Source organism: Flavobacterium sp. NRK F7 (genome assembly GCF_024054195.1).
Taxonomy (GTDB): Bacteria; Bacteroidota; Bacteroidia; order Flavobacteriales; family Flavobacteriaceae; genus Flavobacterium.
Map to the genome: position 1 here is coordinate 1,453,096 of NZ_JAMXLB010000001.1, position 25,440 is coordinate 1,478,535.

Genomic DNA, 25,440 nt, shown 5'->3' on the forward strand with positions numbered 1-25,440 from the left:
GGTGCTCCACAGAGCACCTTTTTTATTTAATAGTAATATTTTTTGTGATTATTGTTCCATCTTTTTTGGTAGCTTTAACCACATAGGTGCCTTCATAAAGTTCTTTTCTAAGTTGAAAAGTAATGTAGTTTTTACTTAGAACTTTAAATTCGGATGTAAAGGTGTTACCCGCTAAATCTGTAATTTTTATGTCGCTTATTTCTCCTGAATTAATTCGAATATTTAAAAAATCATTTTTTGAAACATGCTCTGGAAAAATATATTCTAAAGCTCTGTACGAATTGGTAGTAACAACAGTACTTTCCTTTTTTTCAGTAACAGTTACTTTTTTTTGACCTGAAGTTGTAATACTAATATCATCAATTTCAAATTGAGAATACTTATTGGTCGGTATGCTTTTTCCAGTAGTTATTGAGGTGTAAAACCATAATTGGGAATTGCTTTTTTGAGGCGTAAATGAAATAGATACGCTTTCCCAATCCTTACTATTTTGAGTAATGTTTTTAGTCCAAATAATTTCACTATCATTTGGTGAAATTGGATTTTTTGTATTGAAATTGGACGTTAAATCCGTAACGGCTTTTACATTGGCACTAGTAAGTATTTTATCAACTGCACCTATAGTGGTTGTGATTTTTACTTTAAAAGAAACTTGATAGGTTTTACCTGGAATAAATTCGTAATGGGTAAAAATACCTTCTAAACCTTCTTCATTAGTGGTTAGTTTTGCCCAAGTGTTTTTAGGAATAGTACCTTGTACAAAAGGATTTCCATGACTGGCAAACCAACTAGAAACACAGGAAGGAGCTGTAAAGCCATTGCCAACACAATTGCTGTTTAATTGGCCATTGGATAGTTCTTGAGAAAAAGAACCATACGTGAATAGAAACAAACTATAGGTTAATAACGTTTTTTTCATTTATCGAAATTTGGGGACATACTTTTTAATAAACCTTACAAATATCGTTATTTATAAAATATTTATTACAAAAAGTTAATTTATATTTTTAATAGCATAAAAAAACACCTTGACAAAAGGTGTTTTTTATTTTTTATACGTTAAGGAATGTTACCAACTTCCGCCTGCTCCACCACCAGAGAAACCGCCTCCGCCAAAGCCGCCACCGAAGCCACCGCCTCCAAAACCGCCTGATGAACCACCACCAAAACTGCCACCGCCACTTCCACGACCAAGACTGCTTAATATAATCATATCCATTAAATCGGAACCTGAAGATCTTCCTGAACCTCCATTTCTACCATTGTTTCTACCTCTGGAAATAATAATCATGAGTATGATAAAGAAAATGATAAAAAAAGCTATTGGAAAACCACTGCCACTTTTGCCTTTTCGAGTCCCTTTATACGTTCCTTTTATGATTTCAAAGATTGCCGTTGTACCTTTATCTAAACCTCGATAGTAACTACCTGCTTTAAATTCAGGAATGATAACATTACGAACCAGTTCACCAGTTATTCCAGCAGTTAACTTGTCTTCTAATCCATATCCAGGCGAAATCCATATTTCTCGATCATTTTTAGATAGTAGAATAATAACTCCATTGTCTTCTTTGGCTTGACCAATTCCCCATTCTTGCGCCCATTTTGGAGCTAAAATACCAATACTTTCTCCTTTTAAATCAGCAATGGTGACAATAACAATTTGAGTAGTGGTAGAATCAGAAAAGTGAACTAATTTATTTTCTAATTGTTTTTCTTCCTGCTCGTTTAGTACTTCAGCATAATCATAAACAGCCGTTTGAAAGGTAGGTTTTTTGGGAATATCAAATTGTGCAAAACCCAAAGCATGAATTAGAAATAAAGCAATGGCTAAGAAGTATTGGATTGATTTAAATATAAATTGTATCATTATCCTTTTGAAATTTCATTAGGTAATTCGTTAATATCGTCTGATTGATACGGAAAATAGTCTTTCAAACGCTTACCTGCTTCGATAATCCCTTTTACTAAACCGTCTTTGTTTTGATTGTTTTTGAAATGTTCAATAACAATATCTTTGGTAGAATTCCAAAAATCTGCTCCTGCAACATTGTTAATGCCTTCATCGCCTAAGATGGCAAAATGTTTATTGGCTACTCCTACATAAAATAGCACACCATTACGATCTTTAGTGTTTTGCATATTAAGAGCTAAAAAAACCTCCTGAGCTCTTTCGAGCGGAGGTTTTTCAGTATGCTCTTCAATATGTACTCGGATTTCACCAGATGTATCTTTTTCAGCAGCAACTATGGCTTGAACAATTTCTTGTTCTTCTTGAGCTGTTAAAAAATCTTCTGTTTTTGACATCTTATTTTTATTTACTAAAATCAAATTCTACATCTACTGGCTTTTCAGCACCTGCAACAGCATCGAAATACGCTTTTTCTTTATAATCAGACAAAACGATACTTCTTGGCATTTTTAATACATAGTTGTTGTATTCTTCTACCGCCTCATTAAAACGAGTGCGAGCTGTTAGAATTTGGTTTTCTGTACTCGCTAATTCGTCTTGTAGTTTTAAGAAATTTTGATTCGCTTTTAAATCAGGATAACTTTCAACGGTTACTAATAAACGAGATAATGCTGAACTTACGCCGCTTTGCGCATCGTTAAAGGCTTTTAATTGCTCTGGAGTAATATTTGATGGGTCAATTGTGGTAGCAGTAGCTTTAGCTCTAGCATTCACCACAGCTTCTAAAGTTGATTTCTCAAAATCAGCTGCACCTTTAACAGTTTTTACTAAGTTGCCAATTAAATCATTTCTTCTTTGGTAGGAAGTTTCTACATTTCCCCAAGATTTTTTTACTTGTTCATTTACAGTAACGGCACCATTTTTAACACCGATGTACCAAAATATTCCAATTATAAGTAAACCTCCAATAAGTAACCACGGTAAGAATTTTTTCATAATTTTCTGTTTTAAAGTTGATTTTTAATTTGTAATAATTGTGTTTTTACGTGTTCTAATTTTCTAATAATTTCAAAAGTGTCTAAGGTTTTCTTTTGGTTTTCTTTCAAATGAATTTTAGCTCCTTCTAATGTAAAGCCGCGTTCTTTTACCAGATGAAAAATTAATTGTAAGTTTTTAACATCTTCAGGTGTAAATTTTCGATTGCCTTTTGCGTTTTTCTTAGGTTTTAAAATATCAAATTCTTTTTCCCAAAATCGAATCAATGAGGTGTTTACATCAAAAGCTTTGGCAATTTCTCCAATACTATAATACAATTTGTTTTCTGGTAAATCGATATGCATGTATATTAGTCTAAAGATTGATTTTCTTGGGTTGCTAAATTGGAAATCGCAATATATTCTTCTGCGGAAATACTTCCGTAATAAAAATTAATAGGATTCACTTTTTCTCCATTTTTGATAACTTCATAATGCAAATGGGGTGCTTCACTTCGTCCCGTACTTCCTACATAACCAATGATATCTCCTCGTTTTACTTTTTGACCTGGTTTACAATTATATTTACTCAAGTGAGCATATAAAGTAACATAACCATAACCATGATTAATTTCAATATGATTCCCATAACCCGAAAGCGAATTATCGGCCTTTAAGACCACACCATCACCTGTTGCATAAATAGCAGTTCCTGTTGGTGAAGTAAAATCCATTCCATAATGAAATTTTCTAACTTTAGTAAAAGGGTCACTTCGATACCCAAAACCAGAAGCCATACGTTTTAAATCTTCGTTTTTTACAGGTTGTATTGCTGGAATAGCGGCTAATAATTTTTCTTTTTGTTTGGCCAAAACGATAATTTCATCCAAAGATTTGGATTGAATGACTAATTCTTTGGTTAATTGATCGACTCTTTTGGTGGTGTTCACTACTAACTCCGAATTATCATAGCCTTTTAAATCTTTATATCGATTCACGCCACCAAAACCAGCTTTTCTTTCTTCGTCTTTAATAGGTGATGTGTTGAAATAAATACGATAAATATTATTGTCACGGTCTTCAATGGCATTTAAAACTTCATCCATCAAATCCATTTTTTTGTTTAAAAGCTTGTAATTTAATTTCATGGTTTCAAGCTCACTGGTTAATAATTTGTCTTTTGGAGTTTCAAAATAAGGTGTGTTAATCAATAAAATTAAACACAAAAAACCAAATAGAGCAGCAGCTAATAAAAACAGAAAAGCATAAGCAAATTTTTTACGACGTTGCGGTTTTATTCTTTTATAGGCTAAATTTTCAGAATCGTAATAATATTTTACTTTAGACATGTTTTAAAATTACTATTTTTGCACCAAATTAAAAGGTGTATACGTTAGTTATACGAACAAAATTAAAAAATGTTTCATTCTAATTGTTTTTTTATAACGAAACTTTGTGATTTTTTGTATGGCTAAAATGCATCTATTTGATTCTTAATGGTAAAAGAGGAACCGAAAAGGAACCAAAAAAATATTTAAAATTATTTAAATGAAATCACAAGACATTCGCAAAGCGTATTTACAATTCTTTGAAAGTAAAGATCACTTAATTGTGCCTTCTGCACCTATTGTGCTAAAAGATGATCCTACCTTAATGTTTAATAATTCTGGTATGGCCCAATTCAAAGAATATTTTTTAGGGAACGGAACTCCTAAAAGTAAACGTATAGCCGATACACAAAAGTGTCTGCGTGTTTCAGGTAAACATAATGATTTAGAAGATGTAGGTTTTGACACCTATCATCATACCATGTTTGAAATGCTAGGGAACTGGTCATTTGGAGATTATTTTAAAAAGGAAGCGTTGCCATGGGCTTGGGAATTTTTAACAGAAGTATTAAAATTAGACAAAGATCGTTTGTATGTATCTGTTTTTGAAGGAAACGAAGCTGAAAATGTACCTTTCGATCAAGAAGCATTCGATATTTGGAAACAATTTGTTTCGGAAGACCGAATTATTTTAGGTAATAAAAAAGATAATTTTTGGGAAATGGGTGACCAAGGTCCGTGCGGTCCTTGTTCTGAGATACATATCGATTTGCGTTCGGATGAAGAAAGAGCAAAAGTAGCAGGTCGTGATTTAGTAAATGCAGATCATCCTCAAGTGGTGGAAATTTGGAACAATGTCTTTATGGAATTCAATCGTAAAGCAGATGGTTCCTTAGAAAAATTACCTGCACAACATGTGGATACAGGAATGGGCTTTGAACGTTTGTGTATGGCGATGCAAGGCGTAACTTCCAATTATGATACCGATGTATTTACACCACTTATTCATAAAGTGGAAGCCATTACAGGGTTAAAATATACTTCTAATGAAGTTAAAAATATAACTGAGGAACAAAATAAAATCAATATTGCGATTCGTGTTATTGTTGACCATGTGAGAGCAGTTGCTTTTGCAATTGCAGACGGACAATTGCCTTCAAACAATGGTGCAGGTTATGTGATTCGTAGAATTTTGCGTCGTGCGATTCGTTATGGGTTTACTTTTTTAGATACCAAAGAACCGTTCATTTATCAATTGGTGGAAGTTTTGGCGAACCAAATGGGCGAATTTTTTCCAGAAATAAAAAAACAACAAGTTTTAGTTACGAACGTGATTCGTGAAGAAGAAGCTTCTTTCTTAAGAACTTTAGAGCAAGGATTACAATTGTTAGAAGTGGTTGTAGCTGATACAAAAGGAAATGAAGTTTCAGGAGTAAAAGCATTTGAGTTATATGATACTTTTGGATTTCCGAAAGATTTAACAGCTCTTATTTTGAAAGAAAAAGGGATGACGTATAATGAAGAGGAGTTCGAAATAGAATTGAAAAAACAAAAAGACCGTTCTCGAGCGGCTTCAGAAGTATCTACCGATGATTGGAAAATTTTGGTAGCAGGAAATACGGAATCTTTTGTTGGCTATGATCAAACGGAAAATAAGGTAAAAATAACGCGTATTCGTAAAGTAGATTCTAAAAAAGACGGTGTTTTGTACCAAATTGTATTAGATGCAACGCCATTTTACCCAGAAGGAGGAGGACAAGTTGGAGATAGAGGTGTTTTAGTTTCTGCTAATGAGACAATTGAAATTATCGATACCAAAAAAGAGAATAACTTAATTTTGCACATTGCGAAACAGTTACCTGAAAACGTAAATGCTGCTTTTGTTGCTAAAGTAAATACCGATTTAAGAACGGCTTCTTCAAAAAACCACTCAGCTACACATTTGATGCATTTGGCTTTGCGAACGATTTTAGGAACGCATGTAGAGCAAAAAGGGTCCTTGGTAAACCCAAATTATTTACGTTTTGACTTTTCTCATTTTTCGAAAGTAACTGAGGAAGAATTGAAACAAGTAGAAGCTTTTGTAAACCAAAGAATTCAAGAACACATCCCTTTAATAGAAAGAAGAAGTATTCCAATCCAACAAGCGTTAGATGAAGGAGCAATGGCTTTGTTTGGTGAGAAATATGGAGACAATGTGCGTGCCATTAAATTTGGAGATTCAATGGAGTTATGTGGAGGAATTCACGTGTCGAATACAGCGGATATTTGGTATTTTAAAATTATATCTGAAGGAGCAGTAGCAGCTGGAATTCGAAGAATTGAAGCCATTACGGGTGATGCTGTAAAAGATTTCTTTGCTTCTCAAGAAAATACGTTAGCTGAAATTAAAGAAAGCTTGAAAAACCCACAAGACGTTTTAAAAGCGGTTAGTTCTTTGCAAGAGGATAATGCTAAATTGAAAAAACAAGTAGAGCAATTAGTAAAAGATAAGGCGAAACGGTTAAAAGGGGAATTAGAAGCTCAAATAAAAGAAGTAAATGGTGTTCAGTTTTTAGCGACTCAAGTAGATTTAGATGCCAATGGAGCAAAAGATTTAGCATATGAACTGGGAAATAACAAAACCAACTTATTTTTAGTTATAGCAACCGCTTCAGAAGACAAGCCGATGTTAACCTGTTATATTTCTAAAGAATTAGTAGCTGATAAAGGTTTGAATGCAGGTCAGGTAGTTCGCGAATTAGGAAAATACATCCAAGGTGGTGGTGGTGGACAACCTTTTTTCGCCACGGCTGGTGGAAAAAATGTGAATGGAATTCAAGAAGCTTTAGATAAAGCAGTCGATTTTATTAAATAATTTATTAAATTCAAACACCATGAAAAGAAAGTTTTTACTACTACTATTGTCTAGCCTTTTTATATTAAGTTGTAATTCAGATGATGGATCAAATTCTAATGCTGTATTGGTAAAAAGAACAGAAGCAAATGGCACCACTTTTCAATATAAATATACTGGAAATAAACTTTCAAAAATTATAGTGGATGACATTGAAGAAGTTTTTACATATTCAGGAGATTTGATTGTAAATATAAAAAAATACTATACTGGGACTAATTTAGTAATTTCTGAAAGTCAATATACATATGATTCCAATCATAAAATGATTCAGGAGATTTTATTGTATTATCAAGATAATCTAGGGTCTAAAATGGTTTATACACATAATGTAAATGGTTCTGTTTCTTTTCAAACCTATAATGGGTCACTTACAAGTCAAACTAATTTAACTCAAAGTGGTTTTACTTATTTGAACAATGAAGGAAATGTTTCTAAAGTTGAAATTTTTAATGGTGCCAATTTATACTCAACAACAGAATATGTGTATGATGATAAAAATGGTATTCTTAAAAATGTTACAGGGTATGATAAGCTCATTTCTAATTTTCATGGGAATAAAAATAATGTTATTTCTAGACGTGTGTATGATGGAAATAATAATTTAGTAAATGGGTTTGATAATGTGTTTACCTATAATTCAAATGATTTTCCTTCATCAGTAATTACAACTACAACAGGAAGTACTTCACCTACAATAGTTAACTATTTTTATTAAAATATATTCAAATAAAAAAGACCTCTTAGTTTCCTAAGAGGTCTTTTTTATTGATTTATAAGGTTTATTACAAATTAAAAAAGGCTTTTAAGCCACTTAATATATTTTGTACCGCATAAGAAGCAAGAATCAAGCCCATAATTTTACTAATAACAGTAATTCCATATTCGCCTATCTTTTTTTGAACCACATTGGCAGTTAGTAGAAGAAACATCGTAAGAACTATAACTACTAAAACGAGAAAAGTAGTTATGGCTTGTTGTTGAATGCTATACATATGATTGTCGGTCATTAAAACCACAGCCATAATCGCACCAGGTGAAGCAATAGAAGGAATCGCAACTGGAAAAATTGTAACGTGTTTGAAATCTTTAATCAAATGTTTTTCGGATTCGGGTTTACCATTTCCAAAAATCATGGTTAAAGCAAAAAGGAAAAGAATAACACCTCCTGAAATTTGAAAAGCATCTAATGTGATTTCCATGACTTCCAGTATGATTTGTCCAATCACAATGAAAAAGAGAAGAATACAAAAAGCAATAAATGATGCTCTTTTGGCTACTTTTTGCTTTTCTCTTTTATTAAAGTTTTTGGTCGCTTCTAAATAAACAGGAATGGAACCCAATGGATCAATTACTGCAATTAAAAATAATAGTGTTGTAATAATTTCTTTCATGTATATTTCCATTGCTATTTTATAAATGTAATTATTCGTTTTAAAATATACAACTCATTATCTTTTTGTTAACTGTTTTCATGATTTGCAAGCACTGCAATGGCTTCAATTTCAATGAGCCATTCTTTTTTTCCTAAAGTTTGAACACCTACTAAAGTACTTGCAGGGTAGTTATCATATCCCAAAAATTCTTTTCGTACTTGTCTAAAAATTGGTAAATCTATTTCGGGATTTAAGTTTACAATGTAAGTATTCATTTTAACTACATCTTTGAATGTAGCTTTACACGTTTTTAATTCGTTTTCTAAATTCTTAAATGTTGCTCTAGTTTGCATTTCTAAATCAATTCCTTCTCCAATTTGTCCTGAAATATACAATGTTTTAATACTTCCTGTAGTCACAGCGACAGTTTGAGAAAACCCTTCATTCGGACTACAATATTCTTTTGATATACGGCTCATATTTAATTTAAAAGTTTAACTGTCAAAGTTAATAATGAAAAATTAGTTTTTTAGTTTAAACTAAATTAAATTTGAATTCATTTGTACAAAATATGCAATTCACTACCAAAATACCCATTGAAAAATTTAGTAAGCCTATAAGTTATGACAGTAACATATTGTCATTAGGTTCTTGTTTTGCAGATAATATGGATGAAAAATTCCATTATTATAAATTTTCCACTGTAACCAATCCTTTTGGTATTATTTTTAATCCCGTTTCTCTTGAACGAATTGTACATCGGATTGTGAATCAAGTTGCTTTTACAGAAAACGATATTTTTTTTCACAACGAAGCGTGGCATTGTTTTGAAGTGCATTCGGAACTTTCGCATCCTAATAAAGACGAATTTTTAAAGCAATTGAATTCGATTCTTAATGATGTTCATTCGCAGATACGTTCGTTAACACATTGTATCATTACTTTAGGAACGGCTTGGGTGTATCAAAATAAGGCTTCTGAAAGAGTGGTGGCCAATTGCCATAAAGTACCGCAAAATCAATTTACAAAAGAATTATTGTCGGTAGCAACCATTCAAAAGAGTGTAGAGAATATAGTCACTTTGGTTCAACAAATTAATAAAGAGGTCCAATTTATATGTACCGTTTCACCCGTACGACATGCTAAGGATGGTTTTGTAGAAAATAATGTAAGTAAAGCGCATCTACTCAGTGCTGTTTATACGAGTAAAACTTTGCTAAACATAGCTTATTTTCCTTCTTACGAAATTGTATTAGATGAACTAAGAGATTATCGTTTTTATGCGGAAGATATGTTGCATCCTAATGCCATTGCCATTCAATATATTTGGCAACGATTTAAAGAAACCGTAATAGATGCAACTGTTTATGAAATTATGGATGAGGTAGCAACTATCCAAAAAGCGCTTGCACACAAACCTTTTAATCCATTGAGTGCAAATCATGTGAATTTTGTAAATACTACCCAGCAAAAAATTAGTAATTTGCAGAAGAAATTACCTTCTGTACAATTTTAAAAATCAAACTATGGGATTTTTTACAACTCTTTCAGAGATAAGAAAATGGTTAGTCCTTATTTTATTGGGATTGGTGCTTTTCTTTGGTTACAAATATTTTACGACACCTTCCCGAGAAACCACTTTAGAGAATGATACCAATCTCATTCAACAACAAATTAAAAATGTTGGAAAGTTAGTAGTTACAGAAGGCCATTTTGCAGAAGTACTAACTTACAAAGACAGAAAAAAAACCTATATTCCTGGAATAACTTTTGATAAAAAAGCTTTAGTAGTTATTAATGCAGATGTAACGGTGGGTTTCGATTTGAGTAAAGTGACTTATGATATCGATGCTGAACGTAAAATTGTAACCATTACTCATATTCCCAAAGAAGAAATCAAAATTTCCCCCGATATCAAATACTACAATACAGAATCTTCTACCTTTAATGCTTTTACAGGAGACGATTACAATAAGATTGCGAAAAGTGCCAAAGAAAGTTTAGCTAAAAAAATTGAAAATTCCACGCTAAAGAGCAACGCTCAAAACAGATTGCTTTCTGAACTTACCAAAATGTTAGTGGTAACCAATTCTATGGGTTGGACCTTACAATACAAAGGAAATGTAATTCAAAAAGAAACCGATTTAAAGTTATAAGTTGTTTTAGAATACTATTAGTAGTTTCTTTCTCAAACAAAAAAATGTACCCAAAAATTACTTCTAGGTACATTTGGTTTTATAAAATAGTTGATTTACAATTTACTTTGCAAACTCGTCCATCCACCACCATTAATACATTCGATACCGTTTTGTTTTAATAAAGAAGTAGCTTGCGCACTGCGCATTCCAGAACGACAACAAGCAATCACAGGTTTGTTCCACTTTTTTATTTCTCCTATTTTTGAATCTAAACTTTGTAAAGCAATATTTTTAGAACCTTTAATGTGTCCTTCATTGTATTCCTCTTTCGTTCTAACATCTAAAATAACAGCACCTTTTTCCATAAATTCTTTAATCTCATTGGATTTATTTCCTAATCCTAATATATCTAATAATCCCATATTTTCTTTTTTATACAAATGTAAGTCGCTATTTCTTACCGAATTGTAACAATTGTTACGAATTGGCGTTATACAGAAACAAACAACATCCTAAATTATGAAAAAAATACAACTACTCTTAGTTGTTTTGTGTCATTCCTTATGGTCACAAAACACGGTGAATTACACCGCTTCTAATGCTATTTTTGCGAATCCAGAGCGAGGATTTCAGAAATATTCGATTACCAATGCCAATTATGCAACCACACCCAATTATAGTAATATTAGTATTTCCGAATTGAATAATTGGTACACTGGAACGGATAAAGTGAGCGTAATCTTTCGGTATTTTCTTTTGGAAGATTTTTTAACAACCAATATCAATGCCACCTATTTGAGTAATATGCAATTGGATTTTGATAGAATCAAAGCAGCTGGCTTTAAATGTATTGTTCGTTTTTCGTATTCCAATGCAGAAGGAAGTACGCCACAACAGGCTTCAAAAGCACAAATTCTATCGCATATTAGTCAGTTACAACCGCTTTTATATCAAAATAAAGATATTATAGTTACGCATCAAGCGGGTTTTATAGGGACTTGGGGTGAATGGTATTATACCAATTCCAGCGAGTTTGGAACCGAAGGTACTATTACTACAACACAATGGCTCAATCGTAAAGAAGTTGTAGATGCCATGTTAAATGCTACTCCTGTAGAAATACCCATTCAATTACGATATCCGTTATTAAAAAAATCAATGTATGGCAACACACCACTTACTCCCGCTACGGCTTATCAAAATACGGCTTTGGCACGAATTGGTTTTTTTAATGATGCTTTTTTAAACGATTATGGCGATCAAGGGACTTATGAAGTGAATAGTCAGTATGAAAATCCAGTAGGTACGCCTGATTATGTGTATTTAAGTAATGAAACCCAATATGTGCCCATGTCTGGAGAAACTAATGGATTAAACGCACCGAGAACCGATGGAGCCAATGCGGTTTTAGAATTGGATTATACCAATTGGTCTTTGTTGAACCGGGATTATTTTGAACAAAATATTACCAATTGGACAAATTCCAATCATATTGATGACATAAAAAGGAAATTAGGTTATCGTTTTGTTTTGACGAATTCTATTTTTGAATTGCAAGGAACTAATTTGAATGTACAAATTAATTTAACGAATCAGGGTTATGCCCGCGTTTTTAAAGCGAGACCTGTTTATTTAGTACTTCAAAATACTACCACTCTACAAAATAATTTATATGTAATGAATACAGATATTAGAGAATGGGAAAATTCAATAGCACTTAATGAAACGTTCGATTTAGGAACATTACCTACAGGAGATTACTCCAGTTATCTTTTTATTCCTGATGATGAGCCCTCTTTGCATACTATTCCAAAATATTCCATTCGTTTAGCGAATGATGTCGTTTGGGAAGCGAGCAGTGGCATGAATAATTTAGCACAAACCGTTACAGTAGGAAGTTTGAAAACTACTTCTTTCGATAAAGATGATGTAAAAGTTTATCCTAATCCAGCGTCTGCTACAATTACCGTTAGTACTAGTGAAAGAATTATGAGAATGCAACTTTTTAATACGGTAGGCCAACGCGTTTTTGTGAAAGCAAATGGAAATGTAATTGATGTTTCATTTTTACCAACAGGAACTTATTTTTTACATCTTGAAACGCAAAACGGTAAAATTGTTAAGAAAATTAATAAGCAGTAAGACGCATTATTTATAGTTATTTTGTCACATCGAGCGCAGTCGAGATGAGTTTTAACATCTCGACTGCGCTCGATGTGACTATGCAAGAATCTTTATTTAGTAAAATTCAAATAGTCTAATTTTACAATTAAACCAAATCTTTTTCAAAGATCAAGTCTAATCCGTTCTGTATTAAATGCGCTACTTCTGGGCGTTTGTTTTTTACGAATTCTAAATGATTGACGATTTTATCTAAAAACTCGTTATCATTCGCTTGGTAAACTAATTCCGCAATTTCTACACTTAGTAACCAATCGTTAGGATGGTTGGCACTTACGGCACCAAAAGCTTCTTTTAAAGTAGTAGTAGCTGTCTTTCCTTCACGAATGTCACGCACACTTTGATATAAAATTTCTAATTCTTTTCTTTCTTCCGATACTTTTGCTTTTATCGTTGTAGAAGAAGGAACGTGTGTAATCATATCAAAACTGTTCACATCTGCAGGACCACTAAATGCGGAGGTGATTTTTTTACCTACAGCCATATCATAAATACCCCATTCGGGTTGAAATAAAACCGTATCCTTATGCGTAACCGTACAATTTTTGAATTTGATAATGACAATTTCTCCTTGTAAATTTCGAGTTCCCGTAACAATTTCTCCAGAAACCACAATATTACCTTCAAATTCTAAGGTTACTTGTTCGCCTTCATAAATATCATACGCACGTAAATCTCTTGGCCCCATATCTTCAATAGCCAAGTTAATTCCTTTTAGCATACCAATTGGGCTACCAAAACCTTCTGCATGATATTCTGTACCATGACCCACGAGTTCTTTTTCTCGATAGGAGAGTGCAGTGGGTCCAGTAGTTTGTACATAAACCGATTTTCCTTCGTCTTCAATAACATTGGTAAACACCCCTGAAATTTGTAAACCCGTACTTAATTCAATAGTTCCTAATGCTTTGGAATCAATTAGTTTTTGAACGCCTTTCGGACCTCCTTTTCGCAAGGCCATGGTATTGGCAAACTCTTCTAAAACCAAACTCAAATGTGCAAAATCAGGAGTTACAAAAAGTTGGGGTTGTGGCTTTGTAATGTCAAAACTTTGGTCGGCTGCGACAATTGAATAAGGAATTTTCTTCACATTATCGGTCATACACCAAGCACTTTCCCCTATAGACGATAACAATCCAGCACCATAAATTTTAGGATTTTCAACGGTACCAATTAAACCGTATTCAACCGTCCACCAATGTAAGTTTCGGATGCGCGCCATTTCCGACAATTCACCCATGTTATTTTGTAGGTATTCTACACGATCTTCTGCTGCTTTTATTTCAGCTTCAGGTGTATCTTCTGCTTCTTTTAAGATAGAAAGCAAACGCACGGCTTCATACATTTCGTGATCGTGAGCAGAAGAAATGGCTTTACAACCAATTTCACCAAAACGACGCAAGTATTCTGCATATTCTGGATTGGCAATAATAGGAGCATGGCCAGCACCTTCATGAATAATATCGGGAGCGGGTGTGTATTCGATGTGTTCTAATTGACGAATATCGGAAGCAATAACCAAAACATTGTAGGCTTGAAATTCCATAAAAGCATTGGGAGGAATAAAACCATCTACAGCAACGGCTGCCCAACCAATTTCTTTTAGAATACGGTTCATGCCATACATATTTGGAATGTTTTCAATTTCCAAACCTGTTTTTTCTAGACCTTCTAAATACGATTCATGTGCAACTTTAGACAAATAATCCACGTTTTTACGCATTACATAACGCCAAACCGCTTGGTTAATAGGCGTGTAATCTTTATAATCTTGTGGTTTTATAAACTGTTTTAAATGTTTCGGTAACCTGTCTATCAAAGGATTGCTTTCAAAAGATGCTTCCATAATGCACATAAATTAATATATCCGTAAAAATACGAATTTTTTAGCAGATTTTGGGATGTAAAAAAGGAGATTTTTTGAGGAATGTGTAAAAATAGTTTGCTTGTATTTAATTTGATGAAAGTTTGTAAACTGGTGTCAATTATTTTAAAAATTTGAGATTGTCACACAAACTGTGGCAAAATGATTTTCTAAAATAAATTGACACAAAAAGTGTTGCAAAATGTTTTTTGAAAATAAATTGACACAACTATTCAATACCTTTTTTTACGAATTATTTCTAAAATAAAAAAAACTGGCCTGCTTTTTGTATTAACTACTATACATTGCCATAGTAGTTTAGTTTTAAGACCAGAGTGTGCTATTTTTGAAAATTAATAGCACACTTTTTTTATGCAGTACGATACCTGTTGAAAAGACGATTCCTAATTGTTCTCTCTTTCCAACTGTTCTTGTTTTCTTTTTCTGTTTTTTAAAATATTCAAATAACGAAGGGCATTTTTGTCTCCATAATCGGTGTAGGATTTGGTGGTCCATTCTATCGCTTTGTCGAGATCGCCATTAATTTCACTACTAATGCCCATATTATAGCAAGCGCGACCCGCAATTTTGCTATCTGGATTATTGGTTTCGACCAACCATAATTCGGCTGCGCCATCCCATTGTCCTGCTTGTGCTCTTCTTTTGGCAATTTCAAAATTATTCGTGCCTTTTACATAATAATCTCGGGAAACTCGTATTCGATAAGGCAACAATTGCCAAGCGTATTTTTGACCAATATCTTTACTAATTTCTAAAACGGCTTCTTTACGGGTTGTAATAGTTTCAAAGGCTTTCACAGGATTAATGCCTCTTCCTTTTAAAGTGACGGTATTCGTAGTTGCATATTCATCTACAATGGTTTTATACTTGTTGTCATAAATGCGCCATCCCGATTTAATCAACGTATTTACAGTAACGATATGTTCCAATAAAGGGACCTTTAAACCAAAGGCATTTTTTACTTCAGAAGTAGTAGTAGCATAATTAATTTTGGAATCGGTGTCATAAAAGGAAAGTTCGTAAATAACATCGATATTGTTAGCCGCACAAATAGCTTCAACGGTTGACCAAGGTAGCGCAGCACTGAATTGATCCATACCGTATTTTTTTGAAGCGATGGTATCCAATAGCATGATGGTATTTAATTTATCATTTTTTTGAAGTTCCATTTGCAAACTCGCAATCGCCATTTCACTCCCTTTTTTATCCAATTCCTTACCTTCAGCAGTTAAGATTTTATCTAAAGCATCTACGATTTCATATTTTTTATCTGGAATACTTCTGTTTAGGATACCAATATTTTTAGATTCTTTGTTTAATAAAACAGGAGCTGGTTCGGTAACGCTTAAGGTTAAACCATTGGTAGCACTACAAGAAGAAAGTAAAGTCAAAATAAAAAATGCGCTCAGGAATAAGAAGTATTTTTGTTGCATTGCTTTGATTCTTTGGGGTTAAGGTTATAAAAATAATTATTTTTTTGGAATAACAAGTGTTTAGTAACCCAACAAAAAAGCCTCACAGTTTCCTGTGAAGCTTATTGACTAAACCAAACCCAGAGAATTATTAGCCTATCAGCTGTGCGAATAAATCCTCCTTTTCGTTGAGGTAATGAAATTCAAAACCTTTTATTTTCATTTTTTCTAAAATAGGAGCAATGTCTGCTTTATTTTTTAATTCTAGTCCGACGATCACTGGTCCTGATTCCCGATTGTTTTTTTGTTTGAATTGAAAATACGTAATGTCATCATCTTCGCCTAGAATTTCATTTACAAATTCTTTTAAAGCACCAGGTCTTTGTGGAAACTGAATCATGAAATAGTGTTTCAACCCTTCATATAACAGAGAGCGCTCTTTAATTTCTGCAGTTCGTTCGATATCATTATTACTACCACTTACGATGCAAACCACATTTTTGCCTTTAATTTTGTCTTTGTAAAAGTCCAAAGCGGCAATTGTTAAAGCACCTGCAGGTTCCACCACCATGGCTTCTTCATTGTATAATTGTAAAATGGTAGAACATACTTTTCCTTCAGGAACGAGAATAATATCGTCTAAATTTTCTTTACAAATGGTATAATTGTGGTGTCCTACCTGTTTCACAGCAGCGCCATCTACAAATTTGTCGATGTCATCTAAACGGGTGTTTTCTCCTTTTTCAATAGATACTTTCATAGAAGGAGCACCAGCAGGTTCTACACCAATGATTTTAGTATTCGGGCTTAATTCTTTAAAAACTGTTGAAAGTCCGGAAGCCAAACCACCACCACCAATAGGAACAAAGACATAATCGATTTTCGTTTTTGAATCTTCTAAAATTTCTAGACCAACCGTACCTTGACCCGCAATAACTTTTACATCATCGAAAGGATGAATGAAAATTTTATTTTCAGCGAGACAATTAGCATTCGCGGAAGCATAAGCATCGTCAAAAGTATCTCCTGTTAAAATAATTTCAATGAAATCCTGACCAAAAAGTTGCACCTGTTTGATTTTTTGTTTGGGAGTAGTTTTAGGCATGAAAATTTTGCCATGAATTTGTAATAAATGACAAGAATAAGCCACACCTTGTGCATGATTGCCAGCACTAGCACAAACAATTCCTTGCTTTTTTTCCGTTTCCGTTAAAGCACTCATTTTATTATAAGCGCCTCGGATTTTGTAGGAACGCACCACTTGTAAATCTTCTCTTTTGAGAAGCACATTGGCTTGAAAGCTATGAGATAAATTTCGATTGGGTAATAAAGGAGTAGGGAAGACCACCTCTTCAAATTGCTTTTTAGCTTCCAATACTTCTTCAAATAATGTCATTGTTGTTGTAAGCATGATTCTTAAAATCAGTTTTTTTAATTTATTTGGTTGTCAGTTCGAGCGCAGTCGAGAACCTTTTTTTTAAAAGGTTTAGAATTTTTTTTATACTTCGCCTGTAACGTAGTATAGAGAAACTCGAAGTGATACTACTATATGAATGTTATTACGCTACAATTTTTTTCATGGCAGTCATGGCTGCTCGTAATTTCGCTCCACAAATTTCAATAGAATGATTTCGAATACTAGCATTGACTTTTACCAATTCGAAATTATCCACCTGATTCGAAGCCGTATCATTATAGTTTTTACCAATAAGATTCGTATCTACTTTTTGCATAAAATCAGCTAACAAAGGTTTGCACGCATGATCAAACAAATAGCAACCGTATTCAGCAGTATCCGAAATAACTCGGTTCATTTCGAATAATTTTTTACGCGCAATAGTATTCGCAATTAAAGGCGCTTCGTGTAGCGATTCATAATATGCGGATTCTTCTTTAATTCCAGAAAGCGTCATGGTTTCATAAGCCAATTCGACACCTGCTTTTACAAAAGCCACCATTAAAAGCGCGTTATCAAAATATTCTTGTTCGCTAATTTTTACCTCAGAAGCTGGAGTCTTTTCAAAATCAGTTTCACCTGTTTCGGCTCTCCATTGTAATAAATTTTTATCCCCATTCGCCCAATCTTCCATCATCGTTTTTGAAAAATGTCCGGATAAAATATCATCCATATGTTTTTCAAACAAAGGCGTCATAATGGTTTTTAATTCTTCTGCCAGTTTAAAAGCTTCAATTTTTGCAGGATTAGACAAACGATCCATCATATTGGTAATACCACCAATTTTTAAAGCTTCGGTAATCACTTCCCAACCATATTGCACTAATTTGGAAGCATAACCGGCATCAATTCCTTTTTCCACCATTTTGTTGAACGATAGAATCGAACCCGTTTGTAATAAACCACAAAGAATGGTTTGTTCTCCCATTAAATCCGATTTTACTTCCGCCACAAAAGAAGAAAGTAGTACACCTGCTTTATGTCCACCTGTTCCTACACAATAGGCTTTAGCAATTTCTAAACCTTCGCCATTTGGGTCATTATCGGTGTGAACCGCAATTAATGTTGGAACACCAAAACCTCTTAAATATTCCGCTCTTACTTCAGATGCTGGTGATTTTGGAGCAATCATTATCACGGTAATGTCTTCTCTTATTTTTGTACCTTCTTCTACTATATTGAATCCATGTGAGTAAGACAAACACGCTCCTTTTTTCATCAAAGGCACTACTTTAGTAACTACATCCGTATGTTGTTTGTCTGGGGCTAAGTTCGAAACTAAATCGGCTTTTGGAATCATTTCTTCAAAAGTTCCCACTTCAAAGCCATTTTCGGTAGCGTTTACAAATGAGGCTCTTTTCCCTTCAATAGCTTCTTTACGTAGTGCATACGCTACCTCTAAGCCACTATCTCTCATATTTTGGCCTTGGGCCAAACCTTGGGCACCACAACCAATAATGACAATTTTTTTACCTTTTAATTGGGTTACACCTTCAGAAAATTCGGTGTTATTCATGAAATCGCACTTTCCTAATTCTTGAACTTTTAAACGATGAGGTAAGGCATTGAAATAATTTGACATGATTCTTTTTTTTAATTTAGTTTGTATTTTTTATATGTCACTTCGAGTGCGAAGCGTATCGAGAAGTTTTCTATTTGTTCTCGATACATTTTTGTTGCGCTTCTCTTCACAAAAACACTCGAACTGACGACTTTATTTTTAAAAAGATTATTGATTATAGTTAGATTTTCTTCTATCTACTACATTTGAAAAATCTTACTTTTATGATTTAAGTATTCATTGTTAATAGGTGATTTTCGAGGATCGTTTTTTTGCATATCCAGTACTTTTTTATGTACTCCTTCACTCGATTTAATAATTGCTATACGAGAACTTCTGACAAATTCGATAAGGCCGTATTTATCCAATTCTTTTAATAAATTGTTAATTTCATCATCTTGTCCTGTGGCTTCAAAAACGGTATAATCATTTCGAATAACCACTGCATTAGCGCCAAATTGTCTTAGCAGACGTTCTACTTTTACATCTTTCATAATCACACTAGTAGGTACTTTATATAAAGCAATTTGTTGCCAAATGATTTCATCATTCGTATTGTTAAACACCTTAAAAACATCTACAATTTTTTCAATTTGTCTCACCAGATTGCGAACTACTTCTTCAGTTTCGATAACGACAATAGTAAAACGATAAATTTTTTCAATCTCACTTGGAGAAGAATTAAAACTTTCCAAATTGATTTTTCTTCTCGAAAAAATAATTGCTATTTTATTCAGAAGACCTACCTGATTTTCGGTATAAACGGTTAATGTATGCTCTTTCTTCATAATTAAATTTCTTCTTTACTTAAAACAATTTCAGCTACACCTTTTCCTTGTGGTACCATTGGAAATACATTATCTTCATGTAAAACAGCCACTTCTAGTAAATACGATGCAGGATGGTCTAACATTTCTTTTAGGCTACTTTTTAGTTCGTCTCTTTTAGAAATTTGTTTTCCAGCAATATTGTAAGCGCTTGCAAGCGTTACAAAATTCGGACTTTGGATATCGGTAAACGAGTATCTTTTTTCATGAAATAACTCTTGCCACTGTCTTACCATTCCTAAAAAGCTATTGTTTAAGATGAGTATTTTTACATTAGGTTGGTATTGCATGATGGTTCCTAGTTCTTGTATATTCATTTGGGCACCACCATCACCCATAATGGCTACAATTTGTCTTTCGGGAGCACCAAATTTGGCACCAATTGCAGCTGGAATAGCAAATCCCATGGTACCTAAGCCACCACTAGTAATATTACTTCTTGATTGATTTTGTTTGGTATATCTACACGCCACCATTTGATGTTGGCCCACATCGGTAACAATAACGGCATCTCCATTCGTTAATTCGTTCAGTACTTTCATAACCTCACCCATGGTTAATTGGTCAGAAGTAGGATTCAATTCTTTTTCAATTAATAGGGTAGTTTCCTTTTCTTTCTTTGTTTCAAATTCAGCAAACCATTCCGGATAGTTTTTTGTATCAATTAATTCGGTTAAAAGGGGTAAGGTTTCTTTACAATTTCCCCACACAGGAACCGTAGTTTGTACGTTTTTATCAATTTCAGCGGGATCAATATCCAAGTGAATCACTTGTGCTTGTTTCGCATATTTATCGAGTCGACCTGTAACGCGATCGTCAAAACGCATTCCGATGGCAATTAAAACATCACATTCATTCGTAAGATAATTTGGGCCATAATTGCCATGCATGCCAAGCATACCTACAGCTAAAGGATGATCAGTAGGAATAGCACTCATTCCCATAATCGTCCATGCAGTTGGAATACCTGCTTTTTCAATAAAAGTTAAAAATTCTTTTTCAGCATTTCCTAAAATAACACCTTGACCAAAAATCACAAATGGTTTTTGGGCTTGATTGATAAGTTTTGCAGCTTGTTCAATATATTCTTTACGAACAATCGGTTCAGGACGATAACTTCTTACATGAACACATTGTCTATACCCTTTATATTCAAAAAGTTGCAATTGCGCATTTTTGGTAATATCAATTAAAACAGGCCCTGGTCTTCCTGAACTTGCGATATAGAAAGCTTTTGCTAAAACTTCAGGAATTTCATTCGCATCTGTTACTTGATAGTTCCATTTGGTTATGGGTGTGGTAATATTAATCACATCGGTTTCCTGAAAGGCATCCGTACCTAATAAATGGGCAAAAACCTGGCCCGTTATACAAACAATAGGAGTTGAGTCGATTTGTGCATCAGCTAAACCTGTAACTAAGTTTGTGGCTCCAGGACCACTAGTAGCAAAAACGACACCTGTTTTACCACTGGCTCTAGCATATCCTTGAGCTGCATGAATAGCACCTTGTTCATGACGAACTAAGATATGTTGTAAACTATCTCCAAAATCATATAAAGCATCATAAATAGGCATAATGGCACCACCTGGATATCCAAAAACAGTGGTGACTTCTTCCGATAGTAAAGCATCTATAACGGCTAAGCTACCCGATACATTATGGGTTTTTCCAATGTTGTTTTCCAATGTTGTTTGCGCTACTGTTTCCATAGTATTCTTAATTATAGTTCGTCTGTAACACAGCCTTCTGAAGCATCTGTTACTAATTGTAAATATTTGTATAAAACACCTTTTTTAACTTTAGGTTGCGGTTTGACAAAAGTTTTTCTTCTGTTTTCTAATTCTGTTTCTGAAATAGCCAGATGAATGGAATTGTTTGTTGCATCTAATTCAATGCGATCGCCATCTTTTACCAATGCAATGGTACCGCCATCATACGCTTCTGGAGCTATATGACCTACTACAAAGCCGTGTGTACCACCACTAAATCTTCCATCTGTAATTAAAGCGACACTTTTGCCTAAACCCGCACCAATAATGGCAGAAGTGGGTTTTAACATTTCAGGCATTCCAGGACCTCCTTTTGGCCCTACATATCGAATAACAACCACATCACCAGGTTGTATTTTTTTATCCTCAATTCCTTTTATGAGTTCTTTTTCACCATCAAAAACTTTGGCAGGACCAGAGAATTTTTCGCCTTCTTTACCTGTAATTTTAGCTACCGAACCTTTTTCTGCTAAATTGCCATATAGAATTTGTAAATGGCCTGTAGTTTTAATAGGATTTTCTATAGGTTTGATGATATTTTGATTATCAAAATCAATATTTGGTATATTTTTTAAGTTCTCAGCAAGAGTTTGTCCAGTGACAGTTAAGCAATCACCATGCAACATTCCTTTTGATAGTAAGTATTTTAATACCATAGGGACACCTCCTTTTTCATGAAGATTTTGCATTAAATAATTACCTCCTGGTTTAAAATCTGCGATAAGGGGTGTTGTATTGCTTATTCTTTGAAAATCATCTTGGGTGATTTTTACACCAACGCTTTTTGCCATTGCAATAATATGCAAGACCGCATTAGTACTTCCTCCCAATGCAATTAAAGTGGTAATAGCATTTTCAAAAGCCTTAAAAGTCATGATGTCTTTCGGACAAATGTTTTTCTCTAAAAGCAATTTGATATAATGGGCTACTTTTTCACATTCTTCTATTTTTTCTTGTGATACCGCAGGATTGGAACTCGAGTAAGGTAAGCTCATGCCTAAAGCTTCAATAGCAATTGCCATGGTATTTGCCGTATACATACCTCCGCAAGCACCTGCACCTGGACAAGAATTTTTGATAATGCCTTTAAACTCTTCTTCTGATATTTTTCCAGCGATTTTTTCTCCCAATGCTTCAAAAGCCGAGACAATATTTAAGTCTTTTCCCTGATATTTTCCTGGAGCAATAGTGCCTCCATAAACCATGATGGATGGTCTGTTTAATCTTCCCATGGCTATAATGGAACCTGGCATGTTTTTATCACAACCAGGAATGGCTACTACAGCATCATAATAATGGCCATCTACCACACTTTCAATACTGTCTGCAATAACTTCTCTACTTACTAAAGAATAACGCATACCATCAGTTCCGTTTGTAATACCATCACTGATACCAATAGTGTTAAAAATTAGGCCTACCATTTCAGTATCATTGATTTCTTTTTTAATTAAAGTTGCGAGATGATTAAGATGCATATTACAAGTGTTACCATCATATCCCATGGAAGCAATTCCAATAAAAGGTTGCGCTAATTGTGCATCGGTTAAACCAATGCCATATAGCATGGCTTGAGCAGCTGGTTGCGTAGGATCTTGTGTAACGGTTTTGCTATGTTTGTTTAATGACATGATTTTAATTTTGTAATGAAAATTGGTTTGCTGTAACTAAATTTTTGTAAGCCGTTTGTAATTTTTTACCAAGACTCTTTTCCCAGTCTAGAGGGAACTCTTTTTTATCTATGGATTGAATACCAATAACTTCTGCTGCCGTTCCGCAATAAAAAGCAGCGTCAGCTTGGAATAATTGGTCTAGCGTAAATTGGCCTTCTTGAATTTTGATTCCGTGATTGTTGCAAAGTTCAATTATCGTAGTACGAGTAATTCCAGGTAAAATATTTCCTAATTGAGGAGTGTAGAGTACCCCATTTTTTTCGAAGAAAAGATTAGCACCAGGTCCTTCTGCCACATATCCTTCACAATCGAGAAGTAAAGCTTCATCAAAACCATTATTTTTTGCTTCATTGGTAGCTAAAATAGAATTGATATAGTGTCCACAAACTTTAGCTTCAATTTTAATCGATTTTGGATGTGGTCTACAATAAGAAGAAACGGAAAGATGCAATAAATTATCACCTAAATAGGTTCCCCATTTCCAAGCACAAATCATAAGATTTACACCTGTGGGTTTGGTAAGACTCATATTTGGGTCGCAAAAAACGATAGGTCTAAGATAAGCATCATCGAGATTATTCATTTCTAATAATTGATATGATTTTTCGATTAAATCTTCAAGGGAATATTTAAAAGGAATATTAATTAATTCGCAAGATTTTTTTAATCTTTCATAATGTTCAACGGCTTTGAAAATTTTTGTTCCTTCATCTGTTTTATAAGATCTGATTCCTTCAAAGGCACCATAACCATAATGTAAGGTTTGTCCGTAAAGATCAGTTGTAGTCTCAGAAGCTTTTTTAAATTCACCATTATAAAAAAGAAATGATTCTGTTGAATAGTATGGATTGCTTTTTGTATTCATTTTATTGTTGTTAATGTAAATGTACTAGGATGTGTTTTTTATTATTTTTAGATTTTTAATCTTATACAATATTTAAAAGCTATATTTTTTATTTAAGTATCTGTTTTTCAGTTGTTTTTGTTTTTGTTTTTTATGATGTTAAATGAGTTTGTATAATTGCCAAATTGATTTTGTAATGGATAAATAAAAAAAAGCCTTTCTGTTTTTACGAGAAAGGCTTTGTAATTTAATTGCATAGTTACCTGACTCGTTTTTTGGGACGAATGATAATAATGACAATAATTACATTGTTTTGAATCATAATAATTTTAAAATAAAAAAAGCCTCCTAATGCAGGAGGCTTTTGATATGTTTATGCATAAAGTCTCCTATCCTTTTTGAGGAATACTAATAGAGACAATAATGATAACCTTTTTATACATGTGTTTTATTAACTTTTACAAAAGTAAACAAAAAAACTATTGTTTAACTTGTTTTTTTTGATTTGGTATCATTTTTATTAAAATAATGAATTTTAATATCAAAAAGTGATGTTTTTTGAAATAAAAATCATTTTTCGAATTCTTTTTATAAAATATGATAATTGACTTGTTATTTGTGTGTTGGTGGGTACTGAGCTAAAATTTTTGACACGAATTCCATGATTCGTTCGTCTTTTTTATTGGTATCTTTCGTTAAATAACCACTGCCTTCACCTTGCCATACTAATTCTTTGGTTTTAGCATCAATAACGTCGATAAAAAGTGTTCCTTCAGGCGTAGTGTAGACACGGTTGTAATTCATTCCCCAATACGGATTCCAACCCCAACCCCAACCCCAGCCAAAGCCAGCGTTATTGTATACATCTACTCGTTCTCTTTCTTTGGTAAAGATACTTATTAACATACTAGGGTTATCGCTTTTTGCGAACCCTTTGCTAGACATTACCTCATCAATGGAACGTAAAATTCTTTTTTTATCTAAATCCGATATTTCAGCTTTGTCAATACTACTTTTTAAATAAGCATAAGTGTTATAATTAGCAAAGTCTACATTTTTATCATAATCGGCATTGACTCTCACAGAGCTGCAAGAAACAAAGATAAATAGTAATCCTAATGTAATAAATTTTAATGTTTTCATAATTGTGTTTTTTAGCAAATGATTTAACCTTATTCTACAAGTTGTTTAAAATGTTTGGGTTA

At 33.4% G+C, this 25,440-nt stretch carries 23 protein-coding genes; 5 read left to right on the plus strand and 18 right to left on the minus strand.

The features are described from left to right. Positions 1–22 precede the first annotated feature (22 nt). The 6 genes from NHF47_RS06245 to NHF47_RS06270 form a co-directional block, all read right to left on the minus strand. Positions 23–919: a hypothetical protein gene (locus NHF47_RS06245; protein WP_252764122.1), complete on the minus strand. Its 897-nt coding sequence runs from the start codon at positions 917–919 to the stop codon at positions 23–25. A 150-nt stretch (positions 920–1,069) separates the two neighbouring features. After that, positions 1,070–1,870, minus strand: a complete 801-nt coding sequence (locus NHF47_RS06250; RefSeq protein ID WP_252764123.1) for a YgcG family protein — start codon at positions 1,868–1,870, stop codon at positions 1,070–1,072. Next, entirely contained in the window at positions 1,870–2,307 is a 438-nt protein-coding gene (locus NHF47_RS06255; RefSeq protein WP_252764124.1) for a TPM domain-containing protein, read from the minus strand. Before NHF47_RS06255 ends, NHF47_RS06250 begins: the two co-directional genes overlap by 1 nt. A 7-nt stretch (positions 2,308–2,314) precedes the next feature. Next, a complete protein-coding gene (locus NHF47_RS06260; RefSeq protein ID WP_252764125.1) occupies positions 2,315–2,908 on the minus strand; it encodes a LemA family protein in 594 nt (197 codons plus the stop codon). 11 nt (positions 2,909–2,919) lie between these two features. Further along, positions 2,920–3,252, minus strand: coding sequence for a MerR family transcriptional regulator (locus NHF47_RS06265; RefSeq protein ID WP_140997689.1), 333 nt, complete (start codon positions 3,250–3,252; stop codon positions 2,920–2,922). Positions 3,253–3,257: 5 nt separating this feature from the next. After that, positions 3,258–4,235, minus strand: coding sequence for a M23 family metallopeptidase (locus NHF47_RS06270; protein ID WP_252764126.1), 978 nt, complete (start codon positions 4,233–4,235; stop codon positions 3,258–3,260). A gap of 199 nt (positions 4,236–4,434) precedes the next feature. Here NHF47_RS06270 and alaS point away from each other — a divergent pair, with 199 nt between their 5' ends. Together alaS and NHF47_RS06280 are read left to right on the plus strand one after the other, a co-directional pair. After that, positions 4,435–7,071, plus strand: a complete 2,637-nt coding sequence (alaS, locus tag NHF47_RS06275; RefSeq protein ID WP_252764127.1) for an alanine--tRNA ligase — start codon at positions 4,435–4,437, stop codon at positions 7,069–7,071. 19 nt (positions 7,072–7,090) lie between these two features. Continuing rightward, entirely contained in the window at positions 7,091–7,828 is a 738-nt protein-coding gene (locus NHF47_RS06280; RefSeq protein WP_252764128.1) for a hypothetical protein, read from the plus strand. A gap of 67 nt (positions 7,829–7,895) precedes the next feature. Here the strand turns inward: NHF47_RS06280 and NHF47_RS06285 are convergent, their stop codons facing one another. Both NHF47_RS06285 and NHF47_RS06290 read right to left on the minus strand, forming a co-directional pair. After that, positions 7,896–8,504, minus strand: a complete 609-nt coding sequence (locus NHF47_RS06285; RefSeq protein ID WP_252764129.1) for a MarC family protein — start codon at positions 8,502–8,504, stop codon at positions 7,896–7,898. 68 nt (positions 8,505–8,572) lie between these two features. Continuing rightward, positions 8,573–8,965: a RidA family protein gene (locus NHF47_RS06290; protein ID WP_252764130.1), complete on the minus strand. Its 393-nt coding sequence runs from the start codon at positions 8,963–8,965 to the stop codon at positions 8,573–8,575. 92 nt (positions 8,966–9,057) lie between these two features. Between NHF47_RS06290 and NHF47_RS06295 the strand changes: the two genes are divergently transcribed. Then, positions 9,058–10,002, plus strand: a complete 945-nt coding sequence (locus NHF47_RS06295) for a GSCFA domain-containing protein (protein WP_252764131.1) — start codon at positions 9,058–9,060, stop codon at positions 10,000–10,002. A gap of 10 nt (positions 10,003–10,012) precedes the next feature. Next, entirely contained in the window at positions 10,013–10,642 is a 630-nt protein-coding gene (locus tag NHF47_RS06300; RefSeq protein WP_252764132.1) for a DUF4230 domain-containing protein, read from the plus strand. A 95-nt stretch (positions 10,643–10,737) separates the two neighbouring features. Here the strand turns inward: NHF47_RS06300 and NHF47_RS06305 are convergent, their stop codons facing one another. Next, a complete protein-coding gene (locus tag NHF47_RS06305) occupies positions 10,738–11,046 on the minus strand; it encodes a rhodanese-like domain-containing protein (protein WP_252764133.1) in 309 nt (102 codons plus the stop codon). Positions 11,047–11,143: 97 nt separating this feature from the next. On the opposite strand from NHF47_RS06305, the gene NHF47_RS06310 reads away from it, so the two are divergent. Next, positions 11,144–12,766 carry a DUF4832 domain-containing protein gene (locus NHF47_RS06310; RefSeq protein ID WP_252764134.1) on the plus strand — a complete coding sequence of 541 codons (1,623 nt, stop codon included), beginning with the start codon at positions 11,144–11,146 and terminating at the stop codon, positions 12,764–12,766. A gap of 127 nt (positions 12,767–12,893) precedes the next feature. Here NHF47_RS06310 and NHF47_RS06315 read toward each other — a convergent pair whose 3' ends face one another. The 9 genes from NHF47_RS06315 to NHF47_RS06355 form a co-directional block, all read right to left on the minus strand. Next, a complete protein-coding gene (locus NHF47_RS06315; protein ID WP_252764135.1) occupies positions 12,894–14,651 on the minus strand; it encodes an aromatic amino acid hydroxylase in 1,758 nt (585 codons plus the stop codon). A 422-nt stretch (positions 14,652–15,073) separates the two neighbouring features. After that, a complete protein-coding gene (locus NHF47_RS06320) occupies positions 15,074–16,123 on the minus strand; it encodes a DUF6340 family protein (protein WP_252764136.1) in 1,050 nt (349 codons plus the stop codon). A 130-nt stretch (positions 16,124–16,253) separates the two neighbouring features. After that, positions 16,254–17,498 carry a threonine ammonia-lyase IlvA gene (ilvA, locus tag NHF47_RS06325; protein WP_252766064.1) on the minus strand — a complete coding sequence of 415 codons (1,245 nt, stop codon included), beginning with the start codon at positions 17,496–17,498 and terminating at the stop codon, positions 16,254–16,256. 163 nt (positions 17,499–17,661) lie between these two features. Then, positions 17,662–19,140 (minus strand): ketol-acid reductoisomerase, encoded by a 1,479-nt coding sequence (gene ilvC, locus NHF47_RS06330; protein ID WP_252764137.1) that lies wholly within the window; start codon positions 19,138–19,140, stop codon positions 17,662–17,664. A gap of 179 nt (positions 19,141–19,319) precedes the next feature. Continuing rightward, positions 19,320–19,907 (minus strand): acetolactate synthase small subunit, encoded by a 588-nt coding sequence (gene ilvN / locus NHF47_RS06335; protein ID WP_201297667.1) that lies wholly within the window; start codon positions 19,905–19,907, stop codon positions 19,320–19,322. A gap of 2 nt (positions 19,908–19,909) precedes the next feature. Continuing rightward, complete coding sequence (gene ilvB, locus NHF47_RS06340) at positions 19,910–21,658, minus strand: biosynthetic-type acetolactate synthase large subunit (RefSeq protein WP_252764138.1); 1,749 nt, start codon at positions 21,656–21,658, stop codon at positions 19,910–19,912. An 11-nt stretch (positions 21,659–21,669) separates the two neighbouring features. After that, positions 21,670–23,349 carry a dihydroxy-acid dehydratase gene (ilvD, locus tag NHF47_RS06345; RefSeq protein WP_252764139.1) on the minus strand — a complete coding sequence of 560 codons (1,680 nt, stop codon included), beginning with the start codon at positions 23,347–23,349 and terminating at the stop codon, positions 21,670–21,672. A 4-nt stretch (positions 23,350–23,353) separates the two neighbouring features. After that, complete coding sequence (locus tag NHF47_RS06350) at positions 23,354–24,256, minus strand: branched-chain amino acid transaminase (protein ID WP_252764140.1); 903 nt, start codon at positions 24,254–24,256, stop codon at positions 23,354–23,356. A 591-nt stretch (positions 24,257–24,847) separates the two neighbouring features. Further along, the gene (locus NHF47_RS06355) at positions 24,848–25,378 is read right to left on the minus strand and encodes a DUF4136 domain-containing protein (protein WP_252764141.1); all 531 of its coding nucleotides are present in this window, start codon (positions 25,376–25,378) and stop codon (positions 24,848–24,850) included. Between the last annotated feature and the right edge of the window lie 62 nt (positions 25,379–25,440).